At 65.4% G+C, this 23,550-nt stretch carries 21 protein-coding genes and 1 pseudogene; 16 read left to right on the top strand and 6 right to left on the bottom strand.

Going from position 1 to position 23,550, the window contains the following annotated elements; genetic code table 11:
* Positions 1 to 276: 276 nt before the first annotated feature.
* From AKN84_RS41130 to AKN84_RS41110, 5 genes are all read left to right on the top strand, one after another.
* Positions 277 to 786 carry a hypothetical protein gene (locus AKN84_RS41130; RefSeq protein WP_050426060.1) on the top strand — a complete coding sequence of 170 codons (510 nt, stop codon included), beginning with the start codon at positions 277 to 279 and terminating at the stop codon, positions 784 to 786.
* 223 nt (positions 787 to 1,009) lie between these two features.
* A complete protein-coding gene (gene modA, locus AKN84_RS41125; RefSeq protein ID WP_050426063.1) occupies positions 1,010 to 1,795 on the top strand; it encodes a molybdate ABC transporter substrate-binding protein in 786 nt (261 codons plus the stop codon).
* The gene (gene modB, locus AKN84_RS41120; protein ID WP_050426059.1) at positions 1,795 to 2,490 is read left to right on the top strand and encodes a molybdate ABC transporter permease subunit; all 696 of its coding nucleotides are present in this window, start codon (positions 1,795 to 1,797) and stop codon (positions 2,488 to 2,490) included. Before modA ends, modB begins: the two co-directional genes overlap by 1 nt.
* 2 nt (positions 2,491 to 2,492) lie before the next feature.
* Positions 2,493 to 3,164: a molybdenum ABC transporter ATP-binding protein gene (modC, locus tag AKN84_RS41115; protein WP_050426058.1), complete on the top strand. Its 672-nt coding sequence runs from the start codon at positions 2,493 to 2,495 to the stop codon at positions 3,162 to 3,164.
* 94 nt (positions 3,165 to 3,258) lie between these two features.
* A complete protein-coding gene (locus tag AKN84_RS41110) occupies positions 3,259 to 4,476 on the top strand; it encodes a hypothetical protein (protein ID WP_128971634.1) in 1,218 nt (405 codons plus the stop codon).
* Between the two features lie 7 nt (positions 4,477 to 4,483).
* Here AKN84_RS41110 and AKN84_RS41105 read toward each other — a convergent pair whose 3' ends face one another.
* On the bottom strand, positions 4,484 to 6,277 hold the full coding sequence (locus AKN84_RS41105; RefSeq protein WP_050426056.1) for a potassium/proton antiporter: 1,794 nt from the start codon (positions 6,275 to 6,277) through the stop codon (positions 4,484 to 4,486).
* A 221-nt stretch (positions 6,278 to 6,498) separates the two neighbouring features.
* On the opposite strand from AKN84_RS41105, the gene AKN84_RS41100 reads away from it, so the two are divergent.
* Positions 6,499 to 7,815, top strand: a complete 1,317-nt coding sequence (locus AKN84_RS41100; protein ID WP_050426055.1) for a mechanosensitive ion channel family protein — start codon at positions 6,499 to 6,501, stop codon at positions 7,813 to 7,815.
* Positions 7,816 to 7,982: 167 nt separating this feature from the next.
* Complete coding sequence (gene map, locus AKN84_RS41095) at positions 7,983 to 8,807, top strand: type I methionyl aminopeptidase (protein WP_050426054.1); 825 nt, start codon at positions 7,983 to 7,985, stop codon at positions 8,805 to 8,807.
* Positions 8,808 to 8,816: 9 nt separating this feature from the next.
* Here map and AKN84_RS41090 read toward each other — a convergent pair whose 3' ends face one another.
* Entirely contained in the window at positions 8,817 to 9,536 is a 720-nt protein-coding gene (locus tag AKN84_RS41090; RefSeq protein WP_050426053.1) for a DNA-3-methyladenine glycosylase I, read from the bottom strand.
* 118 nt (positions 9,537 to 9,654) lie between these two features.
* Here AKN84_RS41090 and radC point away from each other — a divergent pair, with 118 nt between their 5' ends.
* From radC to glgX, 4 genes are all read left to right on the top strand, one after another.
* Entirely contained in the window at positions 9,655 to 10,368 is a 714-nt protein-coding gene (gene radC, locus AKN84_RS41085) for a RadC family protein (protein WP_050426062.1), read from the top strand.
* A 54-nt stretch (positions 10,369 to 10,422) separates the two neighbouring features.
* Positions 10,423 to 11,016 carry a tetratricopeptide repeat protein gene (locus tag AKN84_RS49735; RefSeq protein WP_244485760.1) on the top strand — a complete coding sequence of 198 codons (594 nt, stop codon included), beginning with the start codon at positions 10,423 to 10,425 and terminating at the stop codon, positions 11,014 to 11,016.
* Positions 11,017 to 11,171: 155 nt separating this feature from the next.
* Positions 11,172 to 11,783, top strand: a complete 612-nt coding sequence (locus AKN84_RS49730; protein WP_244485759.1) for a hypothetical protein — start codon at positions 11,172 to 11,174, stop codon at positions 11,781 to 11,783.
* Between the two features lie 298 nt (positions 11,784 to 12,081).
* Positions 12,082 to 14,211, top strand: a complete 2,130-nt coding sequence (gene glgX, locus AKN84_RS41075) for a glycogen debranching protein GlgX (RefSeq protein WP_050426052.1) — start codon at positions 12,082 to 12,084, stop codon at positions 14,209 to 14,211.
* A 30-nt stretch (positions 14,212 to 14,241) separates the two neighbouring features.
* Here glgX and AKN84_RS41070 read toward each other — a convergent pair whose 3' ends face one another.
* Positions 14,242 to 15,129, bottom strand: a complete 888-nt coding sequence (locus tag AKN84_RS41070) for a LysR family transcriptional regulator (protein WP_050426051.1) — start codon at positions 15,127 to 15,129, stop codon at positions 14,242 to 14,244.
* Positions 15,130 to 15,238: 109 nt separating this feature from the next.
* On the opposite strand from AKN84_RS41070, the gene AKN84_RS41065 reads away from it, so the two are divergent.
* The 5 genes from AKN84_RS41065 to AKN84_RS41050 all read left to right on the top strand — a co-directional run bounded on the left by AKN84_RS41065 (position 15,239) and on the right by AKN84_RS41050 (position 20,413).
* Positions 15,239 to 16,267 carry a DUF1254 domain-containing protein gene (locus tag AKN84_RS41065; RefSeq protein WP_128971633.1) on the top strand — a complete coding sequence of 343 codons (1,029 nt, stop codon included), beginning with the start codon at positions 15,239 to 15,241 and terminating at the stop codon, positions 16,265 to 16,267.
* A gap of 215 nt (positions 16,268 to 16,482) precedes the next feature.
* Positions 16,483 to 18,348: a sigma-54-dependent Fis family transcriptional regulator gene (locus AKN84_RS41060; protein WP_050426050.1), complete on the top strand. Its 1,866-nt coding sequence runs from the start codon at positions 16,483 to 16,485 to the stop codon at positions 18,346 to 18,348.
* A gap of 81 nt (positions 18,349 to 18,429) precedes the next feature.
* Positions 18,430 to 19,056 (top strand): hypothetical protein, encoded by a 627-nt coding sequence (locus AKN84_RS49725; protein ID WP_244485758.1) that lies wholly within the window; start codon positions 18,430 to 18,432, stop codon positions 19,054 to 19,056.
* A 50-nt stretch (positions 19,057 to 19,106) separates the two neighbouring features.
* Positions 19,107 to 20,012: a tetratricopeptide repeat protein gene (locus AKN84_RS49720; RefSeq protein ID WP_244485757.1), complete on the top strand. Its 906-nt coding sequence runs from the start codon at positions 19,107 to 19,109 to the stop codon at positions 20,010 to 20,012.
* Positions 20,012 to 20,413, top strand: a complete 402-nt coding sequence (locus tag AKN84_RS41050; RefSeq protein WP_050426049.1) for a hypothetical protein — start codon at positions 20,012 to 20,014, stop codon at positions 20,411 to 20,413. Before AKN84_RS49720 ends, AKN84_RS41050 begins: the two co-directional genes overlap by 1 nt.
* Positions 20,414 to 20,422: 9 nt before the next feature.
* Here the strand turns inward: AKN84_RS41050 and AKN84_RS41045 are convergent.
* The 3 genes and pseudogenes from AKN84_RS41045 to AKN84_RS41035 form a co-directional block, all read right to left on the bottom strand.
* Positions 20,423 to 21,177 (bottom strand): annotated as a pseudogene (locus tag AKN84_RS41045) (SDR family oxidoreductase).
* Between the two features lie 300 nt (positions 21,178 to 21,477).
* On the bottom strand, positions 21,478 to 22,032 hold the full coding sequence (locus AKN84_RS41040; RefSeq protein ID WP_050426048.1) for a flavin reductase family protein: 555 nt from the start codon (positions 22,030 to 22,032) through the stop codon (positions 21,478 to 21,480).
* Positions 22,033 to 22,111: 79 nt separating this feature from the next.
* Positions 22,112 to 23,212 (bottom strand): LLM class flavin-dependent oxidoreductase, encoded by a 1,101-nt coding sequence (locus AKN84_RS41035; protein WP_050426047.1) that lies wholly within the window; start codon positions 23,210 to 23,212, stop codon positions 22,112 to 22,114.
* Between the last annotated feature and the right edge of the window lie 338 nt (positions 23,213 to 23,550).

Below are 23,550 nucleotides of genomic sequence, written 5' to 3'. Positions count from 1 at the left end.
GGTGAGGGGTTACAGCTCCCTCGTTAGAGCTGTGCCCCCTCACCCGATTTGCTTCGCAAATCGACCTCTCCCCAATGGGGCGAGGTGAAGCGAGCACGTAGCCAAGGCAATTCGAACCAAACTCATATGCTCCAGAGCAATAACATCTTCGTCAGGCGGCTATGCCGGCCGGCGCGAACTGCGTTATGATCGCGCGTCGTCGCGCCGTAAGCGCGATCGAGCGATGGATCGGGGCCGCTGATCTATTTCATCCGTCACAATTGCATTGGATCAGACATGCGCAAACCGCTCCTCGCCGCATCGCTCCTGCTCGTCTCGGCTCCCGCCTTCGCGGCGGAGGAGCCGAGCGGCTGCGACAAGTTCAAATGGTCGATCGACCGCGCCCGCGCCGCGCTCACCGCGCCGGATCGCGCCAAGCTCGCCTCGGGGAGCGAGCAGGCGGCGCTGCCGCCAACCGCCATCACGCTGGCGCTGGTGGCCCCAAGCGATGCCAAATTGCCGTCGCCGCCGGAGCGCGCGCCGAAGGACGGCACCTTCGCCGGCTTCACCAGCGTCAAGGCCGCACCCAAGGCCGGGCTCTATACCGTCAGCCTGTCGGCCGGCGCCTGGGTCGACCTGGTGCAGGACGGGCATTTCCTGAAGCCGAAGGCGTTCAGCGGCGCGACCGATTGCGACGGCATCCGCAAGACCATGAAATACGACCTCGCCGCCAGCCCCTTCGTGCTGCAGGTCAGCGGCGCGAAGGAGAACTCGCTGTCGATCGCGATCCAGCCGGCGGATCAATAGGACGATCCGTTAGACAAACGGTCGCCTTTACCGTAAGTCCCAGCCTGCTATGTTTGCAGTGCGATATCCTTGGGGGACCGTAAGTCCTTCGGGGACCAGCGGAACAGCGCTTCCGTCCGTCGCGGGCCAGACCTCACTCAACGCCTGATTTGCGCGTGCTCGTTCGCGCGCGAACATGCACGGAGCGCTTTCCATGTCACGACTTTCAATTTCAAGACTTGCAATTTCAAGGCTTGCCGGCCTTTTCACCGCCTTCGTCATCCTGCTCGGCGCGATCCATTCGCCGGCGAGCGCCGAGGACAAGACGCTCACCGTGTTTGCCGCCGCCTCGATGAAGAATGCGCTCGACGAGATCGATGCGGCCTATACCGCCAAGACCGGCGTCAAGATCAGCGCCAGCTATGCCGCGAGCTCGGCCCTGGCCAAGCAGATCGAGCAGGGCGCGCCGGCCGACGTGTTCGTGTCCGCCGACACCGACTGGATGGACTACGCGATCAAGCAGAAGAACATCAATGAGCCGACGCGGGTGAATCTGCTCGGCAACTCGATCGTGCTGATCGCGCCAAAGGATTCCAAGATCGACAATGTAACGATCGCACCGGGCTTCGATCTCGCCAAGCTCGCCGGTGACGGCAAGATCGCAACCGGCGACGTCAAGGCGGTGCCGGTCGGCAAATACGCCAAGGCCGCGCTCGAGAAGCTCGGTGCCTGGCAGGCGGCGGAGCCGAAATTCGCGATGGCCGAGAGCGTGCGCGCGGCCTTGACGTTGGTGGCGCGCGGCGAAGCCGTGCTCGGCATCGTCTATTCGACCGACGCCAAGGTCGAGCCGGGCGTCAAGATCGTCGGCACCTTCCCGGCCGACACCCATCCGGCGATCATCTATCCGGTGGCAGCCACCACGACCGCGAAGGGCGAGACATCAGACTATCTCGCCTTCTTGCGCTCGTCAGCTGCGAAGACGATCCTCGAGAAATACGGCTTCAAGTTCCTGATCAGCCCGACGACCTGATGTTCGAGATCTCGCCGACCGAATGGACGGCGATCCTGCTGTCGCTGCGGGTCGCCGTCATCGCAACGCTGGTGGCGACCCCGTTCGGGATCGCGCTCGCCTGGCTGCTGGCGCGGCGCGATTTCTGGGGCAAGTCGCTGCTCGATGCCGCCGTGCATCTGCCGCTGGTGCTGCCGCCGGTCGTCACCGGCTATCTGCTGCTCTTGACCTTCGGCAAGCGCGGCCTGGTCGGCGGCTGGCTGGCCGATCACCTCGGCATCGTGTTCGCGTTCCGCTGGACCGGCGCCGCGCTCGCCTGCGGCGTGATGTCGTTTCCACTGCTGGTGCGCCCGATCCGCCTGTCGATCGAAGCCGTCGACCGCCGCCTCGAACAGGCGGCCGAGACGCTCGGCGCCGCGCCCTGGCGGGTGTTCGCGACGGTGACGCTGCCGCTGGCGCTACCCGGCGTGCTGGCCGGCATGGTGCTCGGCTTCGCCAAGGCGATCGGCGAGTTCGGCGCCACCATCACTTTCGTCTCCAACATCCCCGGCGAGACCCAGACCATCTCGTCGGCGATCTATTCGCTGATCCAGACGCCGGACGGCGACACCGCCGCGGCGCGGCTCGTGATTGTCTCGGTCGTGCTGGCGGTCGGCGCGCTGATTGCCGCGGAAGTGTTCGCGCGCCGCGCCACCGCGCGGCTGCATGGGCACTAGCGATGTTGCGCGTCGACATCCAAAAGCAACTCGGAGAATTCTCGCTCGCGGCGTCGTTCACCAGCGAGGGCCGCGTCACCGGCCTGTTCGGGGCGTCCGGCTCCGGCAAGACCTCGCTGATCAACACCATCGCCGGGCTGCTGCGTCCGGATCGCGGCACCATCGTGATCGACGGCGAGACGGTCGACGATACCGCGGCCGGCATCCATGTGCCGACCTGGCGCCGCCGCATCGGCTATGTGTTCCAGGACGCGCGGCTGTTTCCGCATCTCGACATCAGGCAGAACCTCGACTACGGCCGCCGCATGAACGGCCTCACTGAAGACCCCGCGCAGCACAAGCGCGTCGTCGATTTGCTCGACATCGGCGCCCTGCTCGACCGTCGCCCCGGCAAGCTCTCCGGCGGCGAGCGGCAGCGCGTCGCGCTCGGCCGGGCGCTGTTGTCGAAGCCGCGGCTGCTGCTGCTCGACGAGCCGCTGGGCGCGCTCGACGAAAGCCGCAAGCTCGAGATCCTGCCCTACCTGGTCCGGCTGCGCGACGAGGCCGGCGTCCCGATGGTCTATGTCAGCCACGACGCCGCCGAGCTGCGCCAGCTCGCCACCCAGATCGTGATGCTGCGCCGCGGCCAGGTCACTGCGTTCGGTGGTGTTAAGGTGTTGACGGCGGGCGTATAGCTGGCCGTTTTTCCGAAAGTCGGCATAAGATGGCCCATCTTGTCTGCTAGGCCCGCGTCGGGACATCCCGATCGGGCATGGGGAAAGGTGCATCGTGCGACTGACTGGCTGGCTATTGCTGCTGATCGGCGGGTTGTTGTGCGCCACGATTTCGTGGGCCGCGCTCGGCTTCCTGCTGATGGGCGTCGGCCTGATCTCGCTGCAGGTCGCCGAACGCCGACGCCGCCCGGCGGGTGACGCCGTGCCGGCCGGCGCCGCAGGATTTACCCCTCCGCGCCTCAGCCCCGGGCTGCAGCCGCCGACCCTCGATCCGGTCACCGGCCAGGACAACGGGCCGCAGCGTCAGCCTCGCCGGGTGGCGTGGCCTGACCAGACCCGGCCGGACAAGACGGCGGATACGCCCTACGATCGGCAGGCCTGGCGCCGGCTGGTCGAGAGCGATGCCGATCTCGCCCAGCTTGCCAAGGTGCTGGCCGACTACGGCCCGCAATATGTCGATGAGCTTGCGGCGAGCTACCTCGCCGCCCCCGACAAGAGCCGCCTCGGCGCGATCGTCGACGGCATCATCGCGCGCGCCCGGGACGGCCAGCCGGCCCCGCCGCCCGCGCAAGCCGAGGGACCCCGGCCACCGCCGTTGCCGGCCCGGCCGGAGCCTCAGGTGCCCGCCCCTGCCGCCAAGCCAACGGCTTCGCCGAACAAACCCGCCGATGCGCTGGAAGCATCCCTGCTCGCCACGGTCGAGGAGGCGACCGCCAGGATCGCCGCCGAACGCGCGGGTCTCTTCAAGCCTGGAAAGGAGCCTGGCAAGCCGACCGACAGCCGGCCGTCGACGGCTGGCCAGCGGGAACCGTTGTTCGGTCGCGCCCCGCGGGACGAGAAGCCCGCCGAGCCGCCGCCGATGCCGGCTGCACCACCGGCCATGCCGGCGGAGACGCCCGCCGATCTCGAAGCATCGCTGATCTCCGCCGTCAGCGAGGCCGCCGCCAGACGCGCGGACACGTCGAAGCCAGCTGCGGTGCCGGAGCCGACGCAACCAGCGGTAAAGAGCGAGCCGGAGATCCGGGTCGTCGCCCCTACCTTGGCGAAACCTGCTCCGCCGCCGCCCGTACCGCCCGCGAAGACACCGCCTGCGAAGACGGCGGCCGATAATCTCGACGAGACGCTGCTGGCGGCGCTGGCCGAGATCTCCGGCCAGAAGTTGAAGGACGAGACCAAGCAGGACGCCGCCTCCAAGGGCCGGCCGGCCGACGACGGCCTGTCCGACATGATCAAGAAGTTCGCCCCGGATTCGAACTTCCTGCGCAAGCAGTGACGACGGTTCAGACGCCCGCTACCGACGCCCAGATATCGGCGAGCTTGCGCCGGACGGTCTGCATCCGCGTCTGCGGCACGACCTTCTCCTCTTCCTCCGGCAGGCGCAGGCCGACGACATTGACGCGGCCGCCGCTGATGCTGCGCGCCACCAGCACGATCTCGTCGAGCGCAAGCTCGGCACCTTCCTTCGGCGCGCGGTCGAGATTGATGTCGAAATAGTCCGCGAGTGTCAGCTTGGCCTGGTGCTCATCGACCCTGACACCGTAGATCTCGGCAAGCTCGCCCAGCGTATGCTCGGCCGACACCATGAAGTCGCCGAGCAGATGCGGATCGGGCGCACTCGACGGCGCCATGTCGACGAAGAAACGGTCGAGCGCCTCGGCGCGCTCCGGCGGCGCCAGCAGATAGATGTAGTCGCCGGGCGCGACCGGATCTGCCTCGACCGGTGTCAGAATCCGCTCGTCGCGGATCACCAGCGTCGGCTTCGACCAGGACGGGATCAGCCCGCGGCGGAAATACAGGCTCTTCGACCGCACCGGATAGCCGACCAGCTGCTGCTCGAGCTGGCCGGGCAGATCCAGTTCGACGCGGCGCGGGCCGCGTTCGGCGCGCGGCAGCGCGACGTGCAGCCGCCGCGCCGCCGGCGCGAGCGTCCAGCCCTGCAACAGCAGCGAGATGATGACGACGACAAAGGCGACGTCGAAATAGAGATAGGCCTTCGACAGGCCGACCAGCATCGGGATCGAGGCAAGGAAGATCGCGACCGCGCCGCGCAGTCCGGTCCAGGCGATGAAGACCTTCTCGCGCCAGTTGAACTTGAACGGCGCCAAACAAATCAGCACGGCCAGCGGCCGCGCCACCAGCATCAGCGCGAATGCCACCAGCACTGCGCCGCCGGCGCTGGAGAGCAGGCGATGCGGCGACACCAGCAGGCCGAGCAGCACGAACATCACGATCTGGGCCAGCCAGGTCGCGGCGTCGAGGAACGTCACCACCGAATTATGCGCACGGGTCGGCCGATTGCCGATGATGATACCGGCGAGATAGACCGCGAGGAATCCCGAGGCGTGCACGATCTGCGAGCCGCCGAAGATCACCAGCGCCGCCGTCGTCACGAACGGCGCATGCAGACCCTGCGGCAGCGCCACGTAGTTCAGGGCGATCACCACCAGCCGGCCGCCGATCACCCCGATGATGGCGCCGAGCACCGCCTCCTGGATGAACTCCAGCGCGATGTGCGAAGCCGAGCTCTGACCAATCGAGATGAACTCGACCAGCATCAAGGTGAGGAAGATCGCGAACGGATCGTTGGTGCCGGATTCCGCCTCCAGCGTTGCGCCGACACGCGGGCGCAGGCGCAGGCCCTGGGTATGCACCAGCAGGAACACCGCTGCCGCGTCGGTCGAGGCGACGACGGCGCCGACCAAAAGCGACTCGGTCCAGTTGAGGTCGAGCACGTAACGGGCGACCGGCGCCGTGATCAGCGCGGTCAGCAGCACGCCGGCGGTCGCCAGCATCATCGAGGGCGCCAGCACGGTGCGGATGCTGGCAAACCGCGTCTTCAACCCGCCGTCGAACAGGATCAGCGCCAGTGCCACCGACCCGACCAGATAGGTGGTGCGGACATCGTCAAACTGAAGATGACCCGGCCCGGCGTCGCCCGCCAACATGCCGACCAGCAAGAACACCAGCAGCAAGGGGGCGCCGAACCGCAACGCCAGCAGGCTGGACAGGATGCCGGCCATCACCAGCACCGCACCGAGCAGGATCGCTATACTGACGGAGTCGAGGGATGCCATGCGTCTTCGGGGGTCTCAAATACTTGCAATTGCATCCTTATCGTCGCCACACTGGGACGCCAACCGATTTCTGTCATAAGCGGCAATGTGCCCGGTCTCACTCACCCTAGGTCGCCCCGACACTGTGGTGTATCGATGGTCGGGTGAGCGCCGTTGTGGGATTCTCTCCATGCATTCGAATCACATTTGCCTGACCCGCGCTTCAAGTTGAGAATTTGCCGATGGACATGAGCTGGAAGGACGTCCTGGAATCGATCCAATTGGCAGCGCGCTCGGTCGGCGCCGAGGTCGCCTCGCCCTGGTTCTATCTGCAGTTCGGCATCATCCTCGCCGCCGCCGGGCTCGCCTACGCCGCCGATACCGCCATTCATGCGCGGGTCAACATGGCCACGCTGGCGAGCCGCTGGCCGCTGCCGCTCCGGCACTTCGCCCGCGTGATGGTGACGAGCGCCTCGACCGCGGTGTTCGCGGCCTTGATGGTGATCTCGCGCATCGTGATGTGGCACGCCACCTGGCCGAGCCGCAGCTATCTGATCGCGGTCTCCGCCAAGCTGGCGCTGGCCTGGCTGGTGATCCGCCTCGTGACGTCGGTGATCGACAACGCCTTCATCGTCAAACTGGTCTCGATCGTGGCCTGGCTCGTCGCCGCCCTCAGCATCATCGGCCAGCTCGACTGGGCGGCCGAGACGCTGGATTCGTTCGCCGTCGTCGTCGGCGGTCTGCGGCTGTCGCCGCTGCTGCTGATCAAGGCCGGCGCAGTGCTGATCGTGGCGCTGTGGCTGAGCAATATCGTCAGCAATTTCATCGACGGCCAGATCACCCGCTCGACCGACCTGACCCCGTCGATCCAGGTGTTGCTGGTCAAGATCATCCGCATTGGCCTGATGGTCGTCGCGGTCGCCATCGCCTTGAGCGCGGTCGGGATCAATCTGTCGGCGCTGGCGGTGCTGTCCGGCGCCGTCGGTGTCGGCATCGGTTTCGGCCTGCAAAAGATCGTCGCCAACTTCATCTCGGGCATCATTCTGCTGGTCGACAAATCGGTGAAGCCGGGCGATCTCGTCACCATCGGCGACAGCCAGGGCCGCATCAGTGCGATGAAGACCCGCTACATCTCGGTCGCCGCCGGCGACGGCCGCGAGTTCCTGATCCCGAACGAGGACCTGGTGACGCAGAAGGTCACCAACTGGACCTACACCGACAAGAATACGCTGGTGAAGATCGCCTTCGCCACCAATTACGACGCCGATCCGAGGCTGGTCTGCAAGCTCGCGATCGATACCGCGACGGCCCACGCCCGCGCGCTCAAGGGCAAGCCGCCGAACTGCATCCTGACCGAATTCGCCGAACTCGGCATGAAGTTCTCGCTGACCTTCTGGATCGCCGATCCCGATGGCATGGACGGCGTGAAGAGCGACGTCATGCTGTCGCTGTGGGACGCCTTCAAGCATCAGGGCATCAAGGTGCCCTATCCGGTGCGGGAACTCCGCATCCGCGGCGGCGCGCTGCCGGTCGAGAGCGTGGTCGAGGTCTCCAGCTAGCGTTTGAGCACGATTTTTCCGGACAATTAGCGGCCGTTGTTCCGGATTGTGCCGGGAAATCAAGCTGTTTGGACATTGTCCCCATACCCAAGCTTGGCTTGCGCCGGGCGCCCCAATCATTAAATTAGGCCTGAAATCAGCCCTTTGCCCGCAGAAACATCCCGCCCATGAGCTATATCGACGCCACCGACACCTCCCTTCGCAAGACCGGGCAGATCAAGCTGCACGGACCGAGCGGCTTTGCCGGCATGCGCAAGGCCGGCGCCCTGGTGTCGAAATGCCTCGACGCGCTGACCGACATCGTCAAGCCGGGCGTCCCGACCTCTGTCATCGACGAGTTCGTCCGCAAGTTCGCCTTCGACCACGGCGCCTATCCGGCGACGCTGATGTATCGCGGCTATCGCTACTCGACCTGCACGTCGATCAATCACGTGGTCTGCCACGGCATGCCGGGCGACCGCCCGCTGAAGGAAGGCGACATCGTCAATGTCGACGTCACCTTCATCGTCGACGGCTGGTACGGCGATTCCAGCCGCATGTATGCGATCGGCGCCATCGCGCGGAAGGCGGAGCGGCTGATCGAGGTGACCTATGAGGCGATGATGCGCGGCATCGCGGCGGTCAAGCCCGGCGCCACCACAGGCGATATCGGCCATGCGATCCAGAGCTTCGTCGAGCCGCAGGGCATGAGCGTGGTGCGCGACTTCTGCGGCCACGGCCTCGGCCGCCTGTTCCACGACGAGCCGAACATCATCCATATCGGCCGCCCCGGCGAAGGCGCGCCGCTGAAGCCCGGCATGTTCTTCACCATCGAGCCGATGATCAACCTCGGCAAGCCGCATGTGAAGATCCTGTCCGACGGCTGGACCGCGGTGACCCGCGACCGTTCGCTGTCGGCGCAGTTCGAGCACTCGGTCGGCGTCACCGCCGACGGTGTCGAGATCTTCACCCTATCCGAGCGCCACGGCGAGAAGCCGTGGGTGCAGGTGTAACCGTTCTCGTCAATAGTCGCTCCGCGTGCGCCTCTCGATCTCCTCAGGCGTGTGGTTCTCGCCGATCGACATCGCGCAGATCCGCGACAGATGCAGATAGGACAGCCCGGTCTCCTCGGCCCAGGCGTTGAACTGCGCCTGCACCTTGGCGAGATCGCGCTTCGACTTGACCTCCTCGGCGATATCGAGGCCGGCATCGCGCAGGCAGGCTGTGACGTCGCGCGAGGTGACGAAGCCGTCCCAGCCGAGGAAGCGCAGCAGCATCTGCCCGGTGTTGCCGCCGAGCCGGCTGCCGCGCTTCGCCAGCAGCTCCAGCAGCCCGATCTCGTCGGATGACGGCCACGCGGCGAGGAACTTGCCGAAGCTGCCGTGCTCGCGCGCGATCTCCTGCACGAAGCGGCCATTGTCGCGCACCGACATGATCTTGGCGCCGTTGCGCACGATCCTGGCGTCGCTTGTCAGCTTCTCCCAGAATTCGTCGGGCTTGAACGCCAGCTTGGCGGGCTGAAAGCCGAGGAAGGCTGCCTCGAAGCCCTCCCATTTGGCGTCGATCACGCTCCAGGCAAAGCCCGCGCAGAACACGCGTTTGGTCATCTCGGCCAGCACGCGGTCGTCGCCGAGCTTTGCCAGCGCCTTGGCGCCGGCGGGCGGGTGCAGCAGCTTCTCGAGCGCCTTCGGCCCGCCCTTGCGCTTCTCGGCGCGCGAACGGATCACCTTGAATGACGTCACGCCGCCCTCCCCCTTTTCGATCTCGCTGCAGGCAACGGTAATTCGCCCGCCGCGCGGTGGCAAATCTCGGCAGCATCAGCCCTTGCAAAACGCGGCCGGCACGGCATGGTTGTGGCCGATGCCCGCCAAGTCCGATGCCCGCAACGACGATGCCGACGAGACGCCGCACTACCACGGCCATCGCGAACGGCTGCGTGAGCGCTTCTACGCGGCGGGGCCCGAGGCGCTGACCGACTATGAGCTGCTGGAGATGGCGCTGTTCGCCGCCATCCCGCGCCGGGACACCAAGCCATTGGCCAAGGCGCTGCTGAAGAAGTTCGGCTCCTTCGCCGAAGTGGTGCACGCGCCGGTGGCGCGGCTGCGCGAGGTCGACGGCGTCAAGGATGCATCGATCAACCAGATCAAGCTGCTCGCCGCGGCCGCCGACCGGATCGCCAAGGGTGAGATCAAGCGCAGCATCGCGCTATCGTCGTGGAACAACGTCATCGACTATTGCCGCTCCAGCATGGCGTTCGCCGACAAGGAGCAATTCCGCCTGCTGTTCCTCGACAAGCGCAACCAGCTGATCGCCGACGAGGTGCAGCAGACCGGCACCGTCGATCACACCCCGGTCTACCCGCGCGAGGTGATCAAGCGCGCGCTTGAACTGTCCGCCACCGCGCTGATCCTGGTCCACAATCATCCATCCGGCGACCCGACGCCGTCGCAGGCCGACATCCAGATGACGAAGGCGATCGTCGACATCGCCAAGCCGCTCGGGATCGCCGTGCATGATCACATCATCGTCGGCAAAAACGGGCATACCAGCTTCAAGAGCATGAGATTGATGTAGTCTTGCGGCATTGAGATACGTCACACACACCGAGGCGCCTCCACGGAGACGATGATGTCGAAAGGTCCGAGCGCAATTCTCTCCTCCGACGAAATCGCCGCGATTGCACGTGACGCCGTTGCGGAGGGGCAGGCGGACCGCAAGCAGGCTGCATGGCAGACCATCCAGCCGCTTCGAAAGGCCCAGCCCCACCAGCCTGAGGCCGCGATGGCGTTGATATGGATCGTCGACCAACGGAGCCTCACACGGGACGAGGCGGCGGACGTTCTCTCAGAGATAGCGGGTGCCCACGATGACGACATACGTATCGTCTCGGCGCTTGGCCTATGCTCAGAAGCCGTCCGCGACATTAATGATCTGAATGCGCCCCCGCCGGACCACCCGATATTCCAGACAATGGTCGAGAAGCTGGGCCGCCTGGCCAAACTCCATGAGGGGCAACCTGAACAGGGGCTGATCCTGCGCGGGCTCGCCACGGCGGCGCGCATGATGGCCCGTCAGAACGATGCGATCGCCGAGGACAGTTATCGGAAACTGACCGAAATCGATCCGCGAAAGAGCGAGCACCATTACAATTTGGGCCTCTTCTACAAGACACGCGGCAGGTTCGCGGAAGGCGCCGAGGCAAACCGGGTTGCTGCAAGCTGATGCAAGAGGAAGTCGAGAGCTACGAATGGAACCTCGGCATCTGTGCCACGGGCGCCGGAAACGCCGAGACTGCCTTGGACGTCTGGAAGCGGATGGGCCAGAAGATCGAGCTTGGACGATTTGGATTGCCGGAAGGCGGATATTTTTCCTGCAAGGTGAAGCTTGCCGAGCGGCCGCTTGCGGAGCGGACGGCGGACTCTGACGATCCGGGCCGGGAGGAAACGGTGTGGATCGAACGGCTAAGCCCATGCCACGGCATCATCCGCAGCGTGTTGTACGGCAAACTCGGCGTCGACTATGGCGACGTCATCCTCACGGATGGCGCCCCGATCACGCATCACACCTATGGCGAGCAGCAGATTCCGGTCTTCCCGCACCTGGCAACGCTGCTGCGCCGGAACTACCAGTTCTTCGATTTCGCGGGCACGCAGGAGACGGCTCGGCAACTGGCCGACATCAGCGACGAATTGGACGGGGACGCCGTGATCTATTCGCACTCCGAGGGCTTCAAGATCATGTGCGCGAATTGCTGGCGCAACCCCGATATCGATCACGCCGATCACGAGCAAATGGAAAAGCACGTCGTCGTCGGCCGCATTGCCGCGCCTCCCGACATCGCGCCCGCGCGGCTGTTGCATCTGATCGACACGGCCATCGAGAAACGCGGAACCTGCCAGCTCTACGCACCCGATCTGTGTGCGGCAGCCGGACAGGCGGCGCGCGAGCGGATCGACCGACGCCGGTTTGCGCTGCTGGCGAATAACTAGTCTCGCTGTCGTCCTGGCGAAAGCCAGGACCCATAACCACCGCATTGGATTGCAAAAGGGATGGTGGCCCCAGCGTCGCACAGCGGTGAGCGGTTGCGGTAATGGGTCCTGGCTTTCGCCAGGACGACGATAAGGGTTAGTTCGCTTCAGGACGCCAAACACGCGGTGTCATCACCCGCGCATGCGGCCTCACGTCATACGAACCACGGACTCTTGCCGCTAATATCGCCCATGCAACGTTTTTCGCGCGGCGGCGTTTGTTGCAGGTTGATTTGTCAGTTCCAGGCTTGGGGGACCGATGTCCGATTTCGTCATTGAGGAAGGGCTGCCCTATCCGCTGGGTGCCCATTGGAGCGGCCACGGCACCAACTTCGCGGTGTTTTCCGCCAACGCCACCAAGGTCGAGGTCTGCCTGTTCGACGGCGAGCGCGAGACCCACCGCTTCGAGCTGCCCGAATATACCGACCAGGTGTTCCACGGCTTCATCAACGGCGTGCAACCCGGCACCTTCTACGGCTATCGGGTCTACGGCCCCTACCAGCCCGATGGCGGCCACAGGTTCAATCCAAACAAGCTGCTGCTCGATCCCTATGCCTGCGCCCATGCCGGCAGCCTCACCTGGAATCCGGCGGTGTTCGGCTACAAGATGGAGAGCGGCGACGACCTCACCTTCGACGAGCGCGACAGCGCGCGGTTCATGCCGAAATGCGTGGTGGTCGATCCCAATTTCGACTGGGTCCAAGAGGCGCAGCGCCAGGACGTGCACTGGGACGAGACTGTCGTCTACGAAACGCATGTCAAAGGCTTTACCAAACAGCACCCCGGCATCGACGAACATTTGCGCGGCACCTATGCCGGCTTGGGCTCGAACGCCGCGATCGATCATCTCAAGGCGCTCGGCATCACCTCGGTCGAGCTGCTGCCGGTGCATTCCTTCATCAACGACAGCAATCTGCTGGACAAGCACCTCACCAATTACTGGGGCTACAACACGATCGGCTTCTTCGCGCCGGACCCGCGCTATGCCGCCGACGTGCCCAACAGCCTGCGCGAATTCAAGGAGATGGTGTCGCGGCTGCATGGCGCAGGCCTCGAGGTGATCCTCGACGTCGTCTACAACCACACTGCCGAAGGCAATGAGCGTGGCCCGACGCTGTCGTTCAAGGGCATCGACAATGCGAGCTACTACCGCCTCTTGCCCGACAAGCGCCGCTACTACATCAACGACACCGGCACCGGCAACACGGTGAACCTGTCGCACCCGCGTGTGATCCAGATGGTGATGGACAGCCTGCGCTACTGGGCCGGCCACATGCATGTCGATGGCTTCCGCTTTGACCTCGGCACCATCCTGGCGCGCGAGGTCTACGGCTTCGACGAGCAGTCCGGCTTCCTGAAGGCGATGAACCAGGACCCGCTGCTCGCGACGGTCAAGCTGATCGCCGAACCCTGGGACTGCGGCCCCGGCGGCTACCAGGTCGGCGGCTTCCCGCCGGGCTGGGCGGAATGGAACGACAAGTACCGCAACACGGTGCGCGATTTCTGGCGTGGCGAGGCCGCGCCGGGCAGCCTGGCGCCGCGGCTGCTCGGCTCGCACGACGTGTTCAACCGCGAGGGCCGCCGCACCTGGGCCAGCGTCAACTTCATCACCGCGCATGACGGGTTCACGCTGAACGACTGGGCGAGCTACAACAGCAAGCACAACGAGGCGAACGGCGAGAACAACAACGACGGCTCGTCGGACAACCACTCCTGGAATTGCGGCGCCGAGGGGCCGACCGACAACCCCGAGATCCGCAGTTTGCGCGAACGACAGAAGCGCAACATGCTGGCGACGCTGCTGGCCTCGCAGGGCACGCCGATGCTGCTCGGCGGCGACGAGTTCGGCCGCACCCAGCGCGGCAACAACAACGCCTATTGCCAGGACAACGACATCTCCTGGATCGACTGGAATTTCTCGGACGACGCCGAGAAGCTGCTCGCCTTCACCAGGCGGATGATCAAATTGCGGCGTGACTATCCGATCCTGCGCCGCAGCCGCTTCCTGTCCGGCGATCGCGATCCGCAGCTCGCGATCCGCGACGTGGTCTGGATCAGCGCCTCAGGCGTGGAGATGACGCAGGCGGACTGGACCACCGGCTGGATCAAATGCTTCGGCGTCGTGCTCGACGGCCGCGCCCGCAAGACCGCGATCGCCCGCGAGGGCCAGGACGACACCGTGCTTGTCATCCTCAACAGCTATGAGGGCGAGGTCGACTTCAAGCTGCCGGCGACGTCAGCCGGCCCGCACTGGTCGCTGCTGCTCGACACCAATGCGCCGGAGCAACCGGCGGGCGCGCAGTTCGTGTTGGAGAGCACGTACAAGGCGGCCGGGCGTTCGTTTGTGCTGCTTACGGCTGGCGAGATGCGTAGCAACCATAAGTCATGATGGTTGCTACGGGGTCCGGCTCGCCTCCACTCACACCGTGCACGCCTGAACAATCTTCGGCAGATAGCCTTGGCAGAAATCCAGATAGGTCCTGACGATGGTCGATTGATGCCGGTGCGGCGGATAGAGCAGGTGGAGCGACCATTCCGGCAACGGGTGCTGCGGCAGCAACCGGACCAGACGTTTCGCACGGATTGCTGCGGCCGCCAGGAACGGCGGCAGCTCCGTGACCACGTCGCCGCGCAGCGCGCGGGTGCACAAATGATGATAGTCGTTGGTGGACAGCACGGCTTTGGGCTCGACCATCTGCGTGCCCAGCTCCCATCGCACCTGGGTATCGACCCGCGACGCCCACACCCCGCATGGCAGGCCATGCAGCGCGTCCGGATGCTTCGGCACGCCGACGCGCTTGAGCAAGCTCGGGCTGGCGACGAGAACATTGCGAAACGACAGCACGCGGCGCGCCACCATCGCCTCGTGAACGATCGCGCCGACCCGAAGCGCGACATCGATTCCGTCCTCGACCAGGTCGACACGACGCTCGGTCGAGTAGAGGTGAACCTGGATGTCCGGATAGCGCTGCTGGAACGCCGCCAGCAAATCCCACCATGGCTCGAAGGTCTGCGGCAGCGATAGGCGCAAACGCCCCTTCAACTGCATCTGGTCATTGACGACGGCCTGTTCGGCCTCCAGCAGTTGCTCGATGCCCTGACCGGCGCGCTCGTACAGCCGCGCGCCGGCGTCGGTGAGTTTCGCGCCGCGGGCTGAGCGCTCGAGCAGTTGCACCTTGAGCTGCCGTTCGAGGTCTCTGATACGGCGGCTCAATGTCGGCAGCGGAATGTCGAGGCGTGCAGCCGCCGCCGAGAGGCTGCCGGCTTGCACGACCGCGACGAACATCCTGGCTGCATTGAGATCCATTGGATTTAGCCTATCATATCCGGAAGGGATATTGTCAGTAGCGGGCATTCATTTTCATATTTGGCTGGCTTACCTCTCGCGGCAAGGGGACTTCACCTCCGGAGAGCCTATGAAAACGAGCATCCTGGCAGCCATGACCTTGGCGTTCGCGAGTTCGGCCGCATCGGCACAAACGCCGGCGTCGCCGCCTCGACCGGTCACCGTCGAAAACTACAATCGCGCCCAAACCGACGTTTATTTCGCCGGCGTGGTCAAAGGCGGCGGCTTCGGGAAATTCCGTCACGGTCGCGAACTTGCACCACCGATTCAGCAGGGCATCGTCCGCCCCAATCGCGATACGCTGTACTCGTTTGCGACCTTCGATCTCGATGCCGGACCGGTGACTATCACGCTCCCGGGCGGCGCCAAGCGCTTGATGGCGATGCAGATCGTCAATGAGGACCAGTACACCAAGGGGGTCTATTACGGCGCGGGCACTCATACCCTCACCCGCACGGCGATCGGCACGCGCTATGCCATCGCGGTGGTACGCTTCCTGGTCGATTTTTCCGACAACAACGAGATTCAGCAAGTCCACGTCCTGCAGGACGCGATCACGTCGAACCAGGACCGCCCTGGCACGTTCGAAATTCCGAACTGGGATGAAGCCAGCCTCAACAAAGTGAAGGCGGCGCTGTCGCAGCTCGGCACGACAGTCTCCGATTCCAGGCGCATGTTTGGCGCAGATGTGCATCAGATCGATGCGGTGAAGCACCTGATCGGCAGCGCCATGCTGTGGGGCGGCAATCCCGAGAAGGATGCGTTGTATCTGCCGATCACGCCGGCGCGCAACGACGGCCGCACGATCCATACGCTGACGGTCAGGGACGTTCCCGTCGACGGCTTCTGGTCGCTCACGGTCTACAACGGTGACGGCTATCTGCAGCCGAACCCGGCCGGCCTCTATGCGGTGAACAGCGTCACGGCCACGAAAGCCGCCGATGGCGCAATCACGGTCCAATTCGGCGGCTGCGACGTCAAGGTCGCCAACTGCCTGCCGATCACGCAGGGATGGAATTACACGGTGCGGCTGTTTCAACCGCGCGCTGATGTTCTCGATGGCAGCTGGAGATTCCCCGAGGCGCGGCCCGCGGATTGAGTCCGCGATCGACATGGATTCGTAAGGCGGATTAGCGAAGCGTAATCCGCTATCTTGCGGCTCACGGCGCGACGGCGGATTACGCCTTCGGCGAATCCGCCCTACGAGCCCTCGACCTCCCACCCAAAGGTCCCCTCCCCGCGACCCCGTCGGCCAATTGACATTCGGCCGCGGGCTGCCAGACTTCGCCAAAAATTAGGGGTGGAGACCTCTGGATGGCCAATCTTTCGGCCTCAAATCACGTTGCCCGTGTTTTATCGGCGGCCAATCAGGTGGCCGGCGTCGACACCGAGGCGCGGATTGCCGCGTCCTGGCGGCGCTGCGTGGTCAATCACAACCTCGATCCGGCCCGGCGCGGGCCGCCGCAGACGCTGACCGAGGCCGAGGTCCGGCACATCGCCGAGCCGATGGAAGATCTGATCCAGGTCGCGATCCCGGAACTCGAGGACCTTGCCCGCGTGCTCCACGACACCGGCTACTGCGTCAACCTTGCCGACCCCAACGCGACCATGCTGGTGAGCCGTCTGCCCGGAGGCGATTACGACCGGATGTTCCTGGAATGGAAGATCTACACCGGCTCGAACTTTGCCGAGACCTTCGAGGGCACCAACGGGCTCGGCACCGCGCTCGCCGAGCAGCGGCCGATCATCGTGCATGGCGACGAGCATTTCCGCGAGCAGTGGCACATGTTCACCTGCGCCGTGTCGCCGCTGTTCGATCATGCCGGGCGGCTCGCCGGCGCCGTCAACATCTCGTCCTGCCGCAGCGATCTCGGCCGCAGCGCGCATGAACTAGCGCTCGCCGTCACCACGGAGGCGACGCGGCGGATCGAGCAGTCGTTCTTCCGCCGGCGCTATCGCGCCTCCTGGATCGCGACGCTGCCCGGCGACGGGCACGGCATGGTCGCCTATGACGACGACCGCCGCGTCGTCGGCGCCTGCCGCACCGCGCGCGGCGTGTTCGGCCTGACCGATGCGATGATCGATAACGGCATCGACCTGTCGCATCTGATCCAGCTCGACGATCGCGCGACACGCGCCGCGGACGATCCGGTCACGCTGCGCCGGGCCGACGGCACGCCATGGGGCCGCGGCCGCCTCGCGCCGCCGGTGCGCGCGCGTGTCTCCCGTCCGTTGCCTGCGCCGCCGCGCGAACAACCGGCCGGACAGTTCAGCGGCCTGCACAGGCTGGCCGGCCGCGATCCCGTACTGATCAAGGGCGTGAAGCGGCTACTGACGGTCGGCAATCTCGACCTGCCGATCCTGCTGCACGGCGAGACCGGCGCCGGCAAGGACGTGTTCGCGCGCGCCATCCACGCCGCGAGCAGTCGCGCGGCACGCAACTATGTCGCGCTGAACTGCGCGGCGATGCCGGAGAGCCTGATCGACGCCGAGCTGTTCGGCTACGAGGCCGGCGCCTTCACCGGCGCGCGGCGCGAGGGATCGAAGGGGCTGATCGTGCAGGCGAGCGGCGGCACGCTGTTCCTCGACGAGATCGGCGACATGCCGCTGGCGCTGCAAACGCGGCTGCTGCGCGTGCTGGAGAATCGCGAGGTCTGGCCGCTCGGCGCGCTGAAGCCTGTCCCGGTCGACATCCGCCTGATCAGCGCCACGCATCGTGACCTGGCGCGGATGGCCGAGGATGGCAGCTTCCGCTCCGACCTGTATTACCGGCTGCGCGGCATGGAGATCCGCCTGCCCGCCTTGCGCGAGCGCGCGGACCGGCGCGAGGTGGTTGCGCAGATCGCCGACGAGGAAGCGCCGCACTGCCGCATCGCACCGGACGCCTGGGTGCAACTGATGGCCTATCCCTTCCCCGGCAACATGCGCCAGCTTCGCCACGTGCTTCGGCTTGCCGGTGCCACCGCCGAGAACGGCGTCATCACCGTGGCCGATCTCGATCTGCCACCGTTCGTCACGCGTAGCGCGGAGGCCGATCATGCGGCGAACGAACGCGCCGCGATCGCCGACGCGTTGCGCGCCAATGCCGGAAGAGTGACGGACGCTGCCAAGGCGCTCGGGCTCAGCCGCGCGACGTTGTACCGGAAGATCAAGGCGTTAGGGATCGAGCTGGACAGCTAGCCCGGAACAGCACCTGCCGTTCCGGCCGCGCGGGAAAGGTGCTATCATGTGCCTTTCATTCAACGCCACGGAGCGGGTCCCATGACACGGTTTCCCCTCGCTGTGGTCGTTGGCCTCATTGCCGCGACCATTTCGCAACCTGCTGCCTCGGATTCTTCCGAGCAACGATTGGGCAAAGTTCATTTCGCAACGTCCTGCAAGCCGGAGGCGCAGGAGCTGTTCGATCGCGCCATGCTGTATCAGCATTCGTTCTGGTACAGCGCATCGCGCCGCACCTTCGAGGAAGTGCTCGAGGCCGACCCGCAATGCGCCATCGCCTATTGGGGGATCGCGCTCAGTTATCTCTACAATCCGCATGGGCCGCCACCGGCGGAGAACCTTCCGCTCGGCCTCGAAGCCGTGAAGAAGGGCCAGGCGCTGGGAGCGCAGACGCCGCGCGAGCAAGAGTACATCAATGCGATCGCCGCGATGTATGTCGACTACGACAAGGTCGATCACCGCACCCGCGTGCAGCGCTTCCTGGCGGCCGAGGAGCAGGTGGCGACGCACAATGCCGACGATGACGAGGCGCAGATCGCCTATGCGATCACGCTCAACGTCGCGGCGTCCCCGAGCGACAAGACCTATGCCAACCAGCTGAAAGGCGCGGCGCTGCTCGAGCCGATCTTCAAGCGCCAGCCCGAGCACCCCGCATCGCCCATTACCTGATCCATCTCTACGACTACCCGGCGCTCGCGGAGAAGGGCCTCCCCGCGGCGATGCGCTATGCCAAGATCGCCGAGCAGGCGCCACACGCCCAGCACATGCCGTCGCACATCTTCACGCGCGTCGGCTACTGGAAGGAATCGATCGCCTCAAACAAGGAATCGGCGCGCATCGCCAAGGAAGACGGCGAGCAGCAGGACCAGGCGCACGCGATGGACTATCTGGTCTATGCCTACCTCCAGCTCGGCCAGGACAAGGAGGCGCGGGCGGTAGTCGACGAGCTCGGCAAGCTCCAGTTCAAGCAGGACCGGTTCGCCGGCCCGTTCGCGGTCGCGGCAAGCCAAGCCCGCTATGTGTTCGAGCGCGGCGACTGGAAGGGAGCCGCCGCGCTTGAAGTGCATCCGACCAAATATGCCTATGCGGACGCCATCACTTACTTTGCACGGGCGGTCGGCGCTGCGCGCTCCGGTGATCCGGCGGCCGCCAAGCCCGATATCGCCAAGCTGGTTGAGCTGCGCGACAAGCTGAAGGACGCAAAGGACGCCTACTGGTCCAACATCGTCGACATCCAGCAGCAGATCGCGAGCGCCTGGGCGCTGTACGCCGAAGCCAAATACGACGAGGCGCTCAGTGCGATGAACGCCGCCGCGGAAGCCGAAGACAAGACCGAGAAGCATCCCGTTACCCCGGGACCGCTCGCGCCGGCGCGCGAGCTCTATGCTGCGATGCTGCTCGATCGCGGCAAGGTCGCCGACGCGCTTGCCGCCTACGAGGCCGTGCTCAAGAAGGAGCCCAATCGGCTGGCGGCCTATCTCGGGATGATCAAGAGCGCGAAAGCGGCCGGCGATCAGGCCAAGACGAAGGACTGCGCTGATCAGATCGCCCGGCTCACCGCGGATGCGGATTTGTCGCGGCCAGAGCTGATCGAATTGCGACAGACAACCGGAAGCAAGCTGTGATGCGACCGACACCATGGCGCAACGGTGCGGCGGCCTCGCTCGGCGCCGTTGCGCTATGGCTTTGCAACGTGCCGCGGGCCGGTGCGATGGAGATTCTCGGTCAGGCCGGCGTGCTCGGCGAATGGGAGCTGACCGGACATCTCACCGAAGGCGCACCGGGCACGCCCGGGCAATTCTCCGGACCGTTGAAGATGAAGCATGTGGGCATCTGCGCGCAGGACGGACCGGAGGAACGCGCCGGCGAGATCAAGCTGCTACTCACGGCGGATTCACAGGTGACGGCGGAGCTGGTGCTGGACGGCGCGCCCTGCACCTACAGCGCCCGCAAGGCGCACAATTACGAGGGCACGCTGTCCTGCGAAGGCCGCGCGCCCGTCCCGCTCTTGGTGTGGCTCAAATAACTAATGCCATCAGGCCGCCGGCCGCGAGCGGCGCAGCCATTCGTTGAGGTCGATGCGGCCGAGGCGCGCCTCGCCCAGCGGCACCAGCGAATGCTCCTCGACCCGGCCGCCCCAATAGAGCGCGTCAGGATCGCGCACCACCTCGCGCCGGTCGCCTTTTGCCTTCAGGTAGCGGGCCACGATTTCGTCGAACGGGGCACGGTCCGGTCCTGCGATCTCGACGATGCCGTTGCGCGGCGGCTCGAGCGCGATATCGGCCACGAGGGCAGACACATCCTCCGCCGCGATCGGCTGGAACAGACCGGGCGAGAGCCTGATCGTGTTTACAACTGCACTCGCATCGGCAATCGCTCCGACGAATTCCATGAATTGGGTCGCGCGGATGATGGTGTAGGGAATACCGGACGCTCGATCAGTCTCTCCTGCGCGACCTTGGCGCGGAAATAGCCGTTCTCGGGCGTCCGGTCGGCGCCGACGATCGAGAGCGCGACGTGGTACTTGACGCCGGCCGGCTTCTCCGCCGCCAGCAGGCTGCGGCCCGATCTCTCGAAGAACGCCATCACCGCCCTATCCTCGAACGACGGTGAATTGGCAAGGTCGATCACGACGGCTGCGCCGGACAGCGCCGCCTCCAATCCCTCACCGGTGAGGGTGTTGACGCCATTCTTCGGCGAAGCGGCGACGACGTCATGGCCGCGCTGCCGCAGGATGGCCGTCGTCCTGGAGCCGATCAGTCCGGTGCCGCCGATCACAACGATCTTCATGATTGGGTCTCCCTTGTCGATGATTGGAGATTCTCAGGGGTCGATTGCGCTTACGGATGGCCGGCGGCGAGCGCACCGGTTGATCGACATGTCGACGACGGTCGCGCGTCCGCCGCGCAAGACCGCGGCAACGTCCTGCCGATGAGAAGGTTTAAACAGCTCGCGCCGCCGCATCGATCGCTCCTGCATGCGCGGCGGCATTTATAGCATGCCGCTCGCGCGCAGGGCGCGCTCGTCAAATTGATCAGGATTGGTCAGCGATGCTGATTGACTATGGGAGGCGTACCGACCGCCCGCCGCTCAGGAAAACTCGTTCCAGCTGACGCGGCGCGCGTCGACGTCGCCGAGCGTGATCGGATCATGGATGTTGCGCACGCTCTGGAAGCCCGAGCGCAGATAGATCAGCGGATCGACCGTGGTCGCCGCGCGGACATGCTGGACTTCGCCGATGAAGATCGAATGGGTCTTGGTCTCGAGCTCCTGCGCCAGGACGCAGTCGAACGCCGCGACGGCATCCTCCAGCACGGGGGCGCCGGTCGCGCCGGTGGTCCAGCGGCCGAACGCAAAACGGTCGTCGCCGTTGACGCCCTTCTGGCCGGAGAAGGTCAGCGCCAGCAGCGCGTGCTCCTCGTTCAGGAAGTTGATGACGAAATGGCGCTCCTCAAGGATGCGCTGGTGCGCGCTGGCATTACGGTTAACGCAGACCAGCACCGATGGCGGATTGTCCGACAGCGAGCAGGCCGAGGTCACCGTCAGGCCGGTGCGCTGTCCCGGCTCGCGGCCGACCGTCACCAGCGCGACCGCGCCCGCGCAATGGCGCATCGCCTGCTTGAAACTCTGTGCGTCGACCGTCATGCCGCAAAACCTCATGGAAGCACCCCATTTAAGATATGCGACGGGGGGTGCGAGGCAAGCCCCGCACCCCGCGCAGCTGTCATGCAGCCTTCTCGAACTCGGCGCCGAGATGCTTGAGCCGCGGCATCACCTCGTTCTTGAGCAGGTCCAGCGAGTGCCGCCAGGCCTCCGGCTTGTGCTTGTAGTCGAAGCCGAACACGCAGAGGACGCCGAAGCCGCCGACCTCGCGGTAGATCTGCTCGATCTTCTCGGTGACCGTCGCGGGCGAGCCGACGATCCAATTCCGACGTGCGCAATATTCGACGGTGACGTCGCTGTCGGGCACGTCGGGCGCGTGCTTCAGGTAGTCCTTGAAGCCGAAATGGCCGAGCAGCGGCAGGAAGTACTCGCCCATCATCCGGCCCATCATGTCGCCGGTCGAGAGCTTCCATGCCTCTTCGTCGGTATCGGCCACGAACACCTCGCGCACCAGCCGCCAATCCTTGCGGCTCGGCTTGCGGCCGGTCTTGGCCGCGCCCGCTTCCACCGAATCCCAGTGGCTGCCGACATAGGCCGGGTTGAGGTTCAGGCTCATCGGGATGAAGCCGCGCTCGCCCGCAAGCTTCAAGGTGTCCGAGTTCTTCGACAGGCCGGCGACGCCGATCGGCGGGTGCGGGCCCTGCAGCGGCTTGATGTGGGGTTTGAGGAAGTCGAACATCGTGTCCGGCTTGCTCACCGTCCAGTACTTGCCCTTGTGCGTCCACGGTCCGGGCTCGGACCACATCTTCAGGATGATCTCGAGCGCCTCGCGGGTCATGTCGCGGTTCTGGCCGGACATGCCGTCGACATTGAACATCGCCCAGTCGCTCGGCAGGCCGGAGGCCGCGACGCCGAAATTGAGCCGCCCATTGGAGAGATGGTCGAGCATCGCAACGCGGTTCGCGAGCTCGGCCGGATGATGATACGGCAGCAGGAAGCCGCCGGGTCCGATGCGGATGTTCTTGGTCTGCAGCAGCGCTTGCGCCACCAAGAGATCGGGCGACGGATGCGGCTCCCACGGCGCGGTGTGATGCTCGCCGATCCAGGCTTCCTGATAGCCGAGCTCGTCGAGCCAGCGCAGCGTCTGCAGGTCCCAGTCGTGGCCCTCCTTCAATCCGCACTCCGGCGGGTGCGAGGGCATGGTGAAGTAGCCAAGCTCCATGTGCGTTTCCTTCCTTCGTTGGGTTCAGTCATGCAATGCGTCTTGCCGCGCATTGCGCGACAATCAGCAAGCGCTGTGCCAGCGTGGAAATCGCAGGGAATGGGTAGGAACGGCGGGATTTCGCCCGGCTGCGGCCGAACGTCGGACTCATGAGCGCCGCGGCCGTCTCACCGTCGCGAGACGGGTCGCAGCCGTGAGACGCGGCGAACTCCCTCTCATTCCCTCTCCCCGTTCTTACGGGGAGAGGGTTGGGGTGAGGGGCTATCTCCGCGCAGACGGTGATAATTGTACTCGCGGAGACTCCCCCTCACCCGGATCGCATCTTCGATGCGATCCGA

This window comes from Bradyrhizobium tropiciagri (genome assembly GCF_001189845.1).
Lineage (GTDB): Bacteria > Pseudomonadota > Alphaproteobacteria > Rhizobiales > Xanthobacteraceae > Bradyrhizobium > Bradyrhizobium tropiciagri.
Note: the sequence above shows the minus strand (reverse complement) of the source record. Positions and strands in the feature narration are given on the sequence as shown.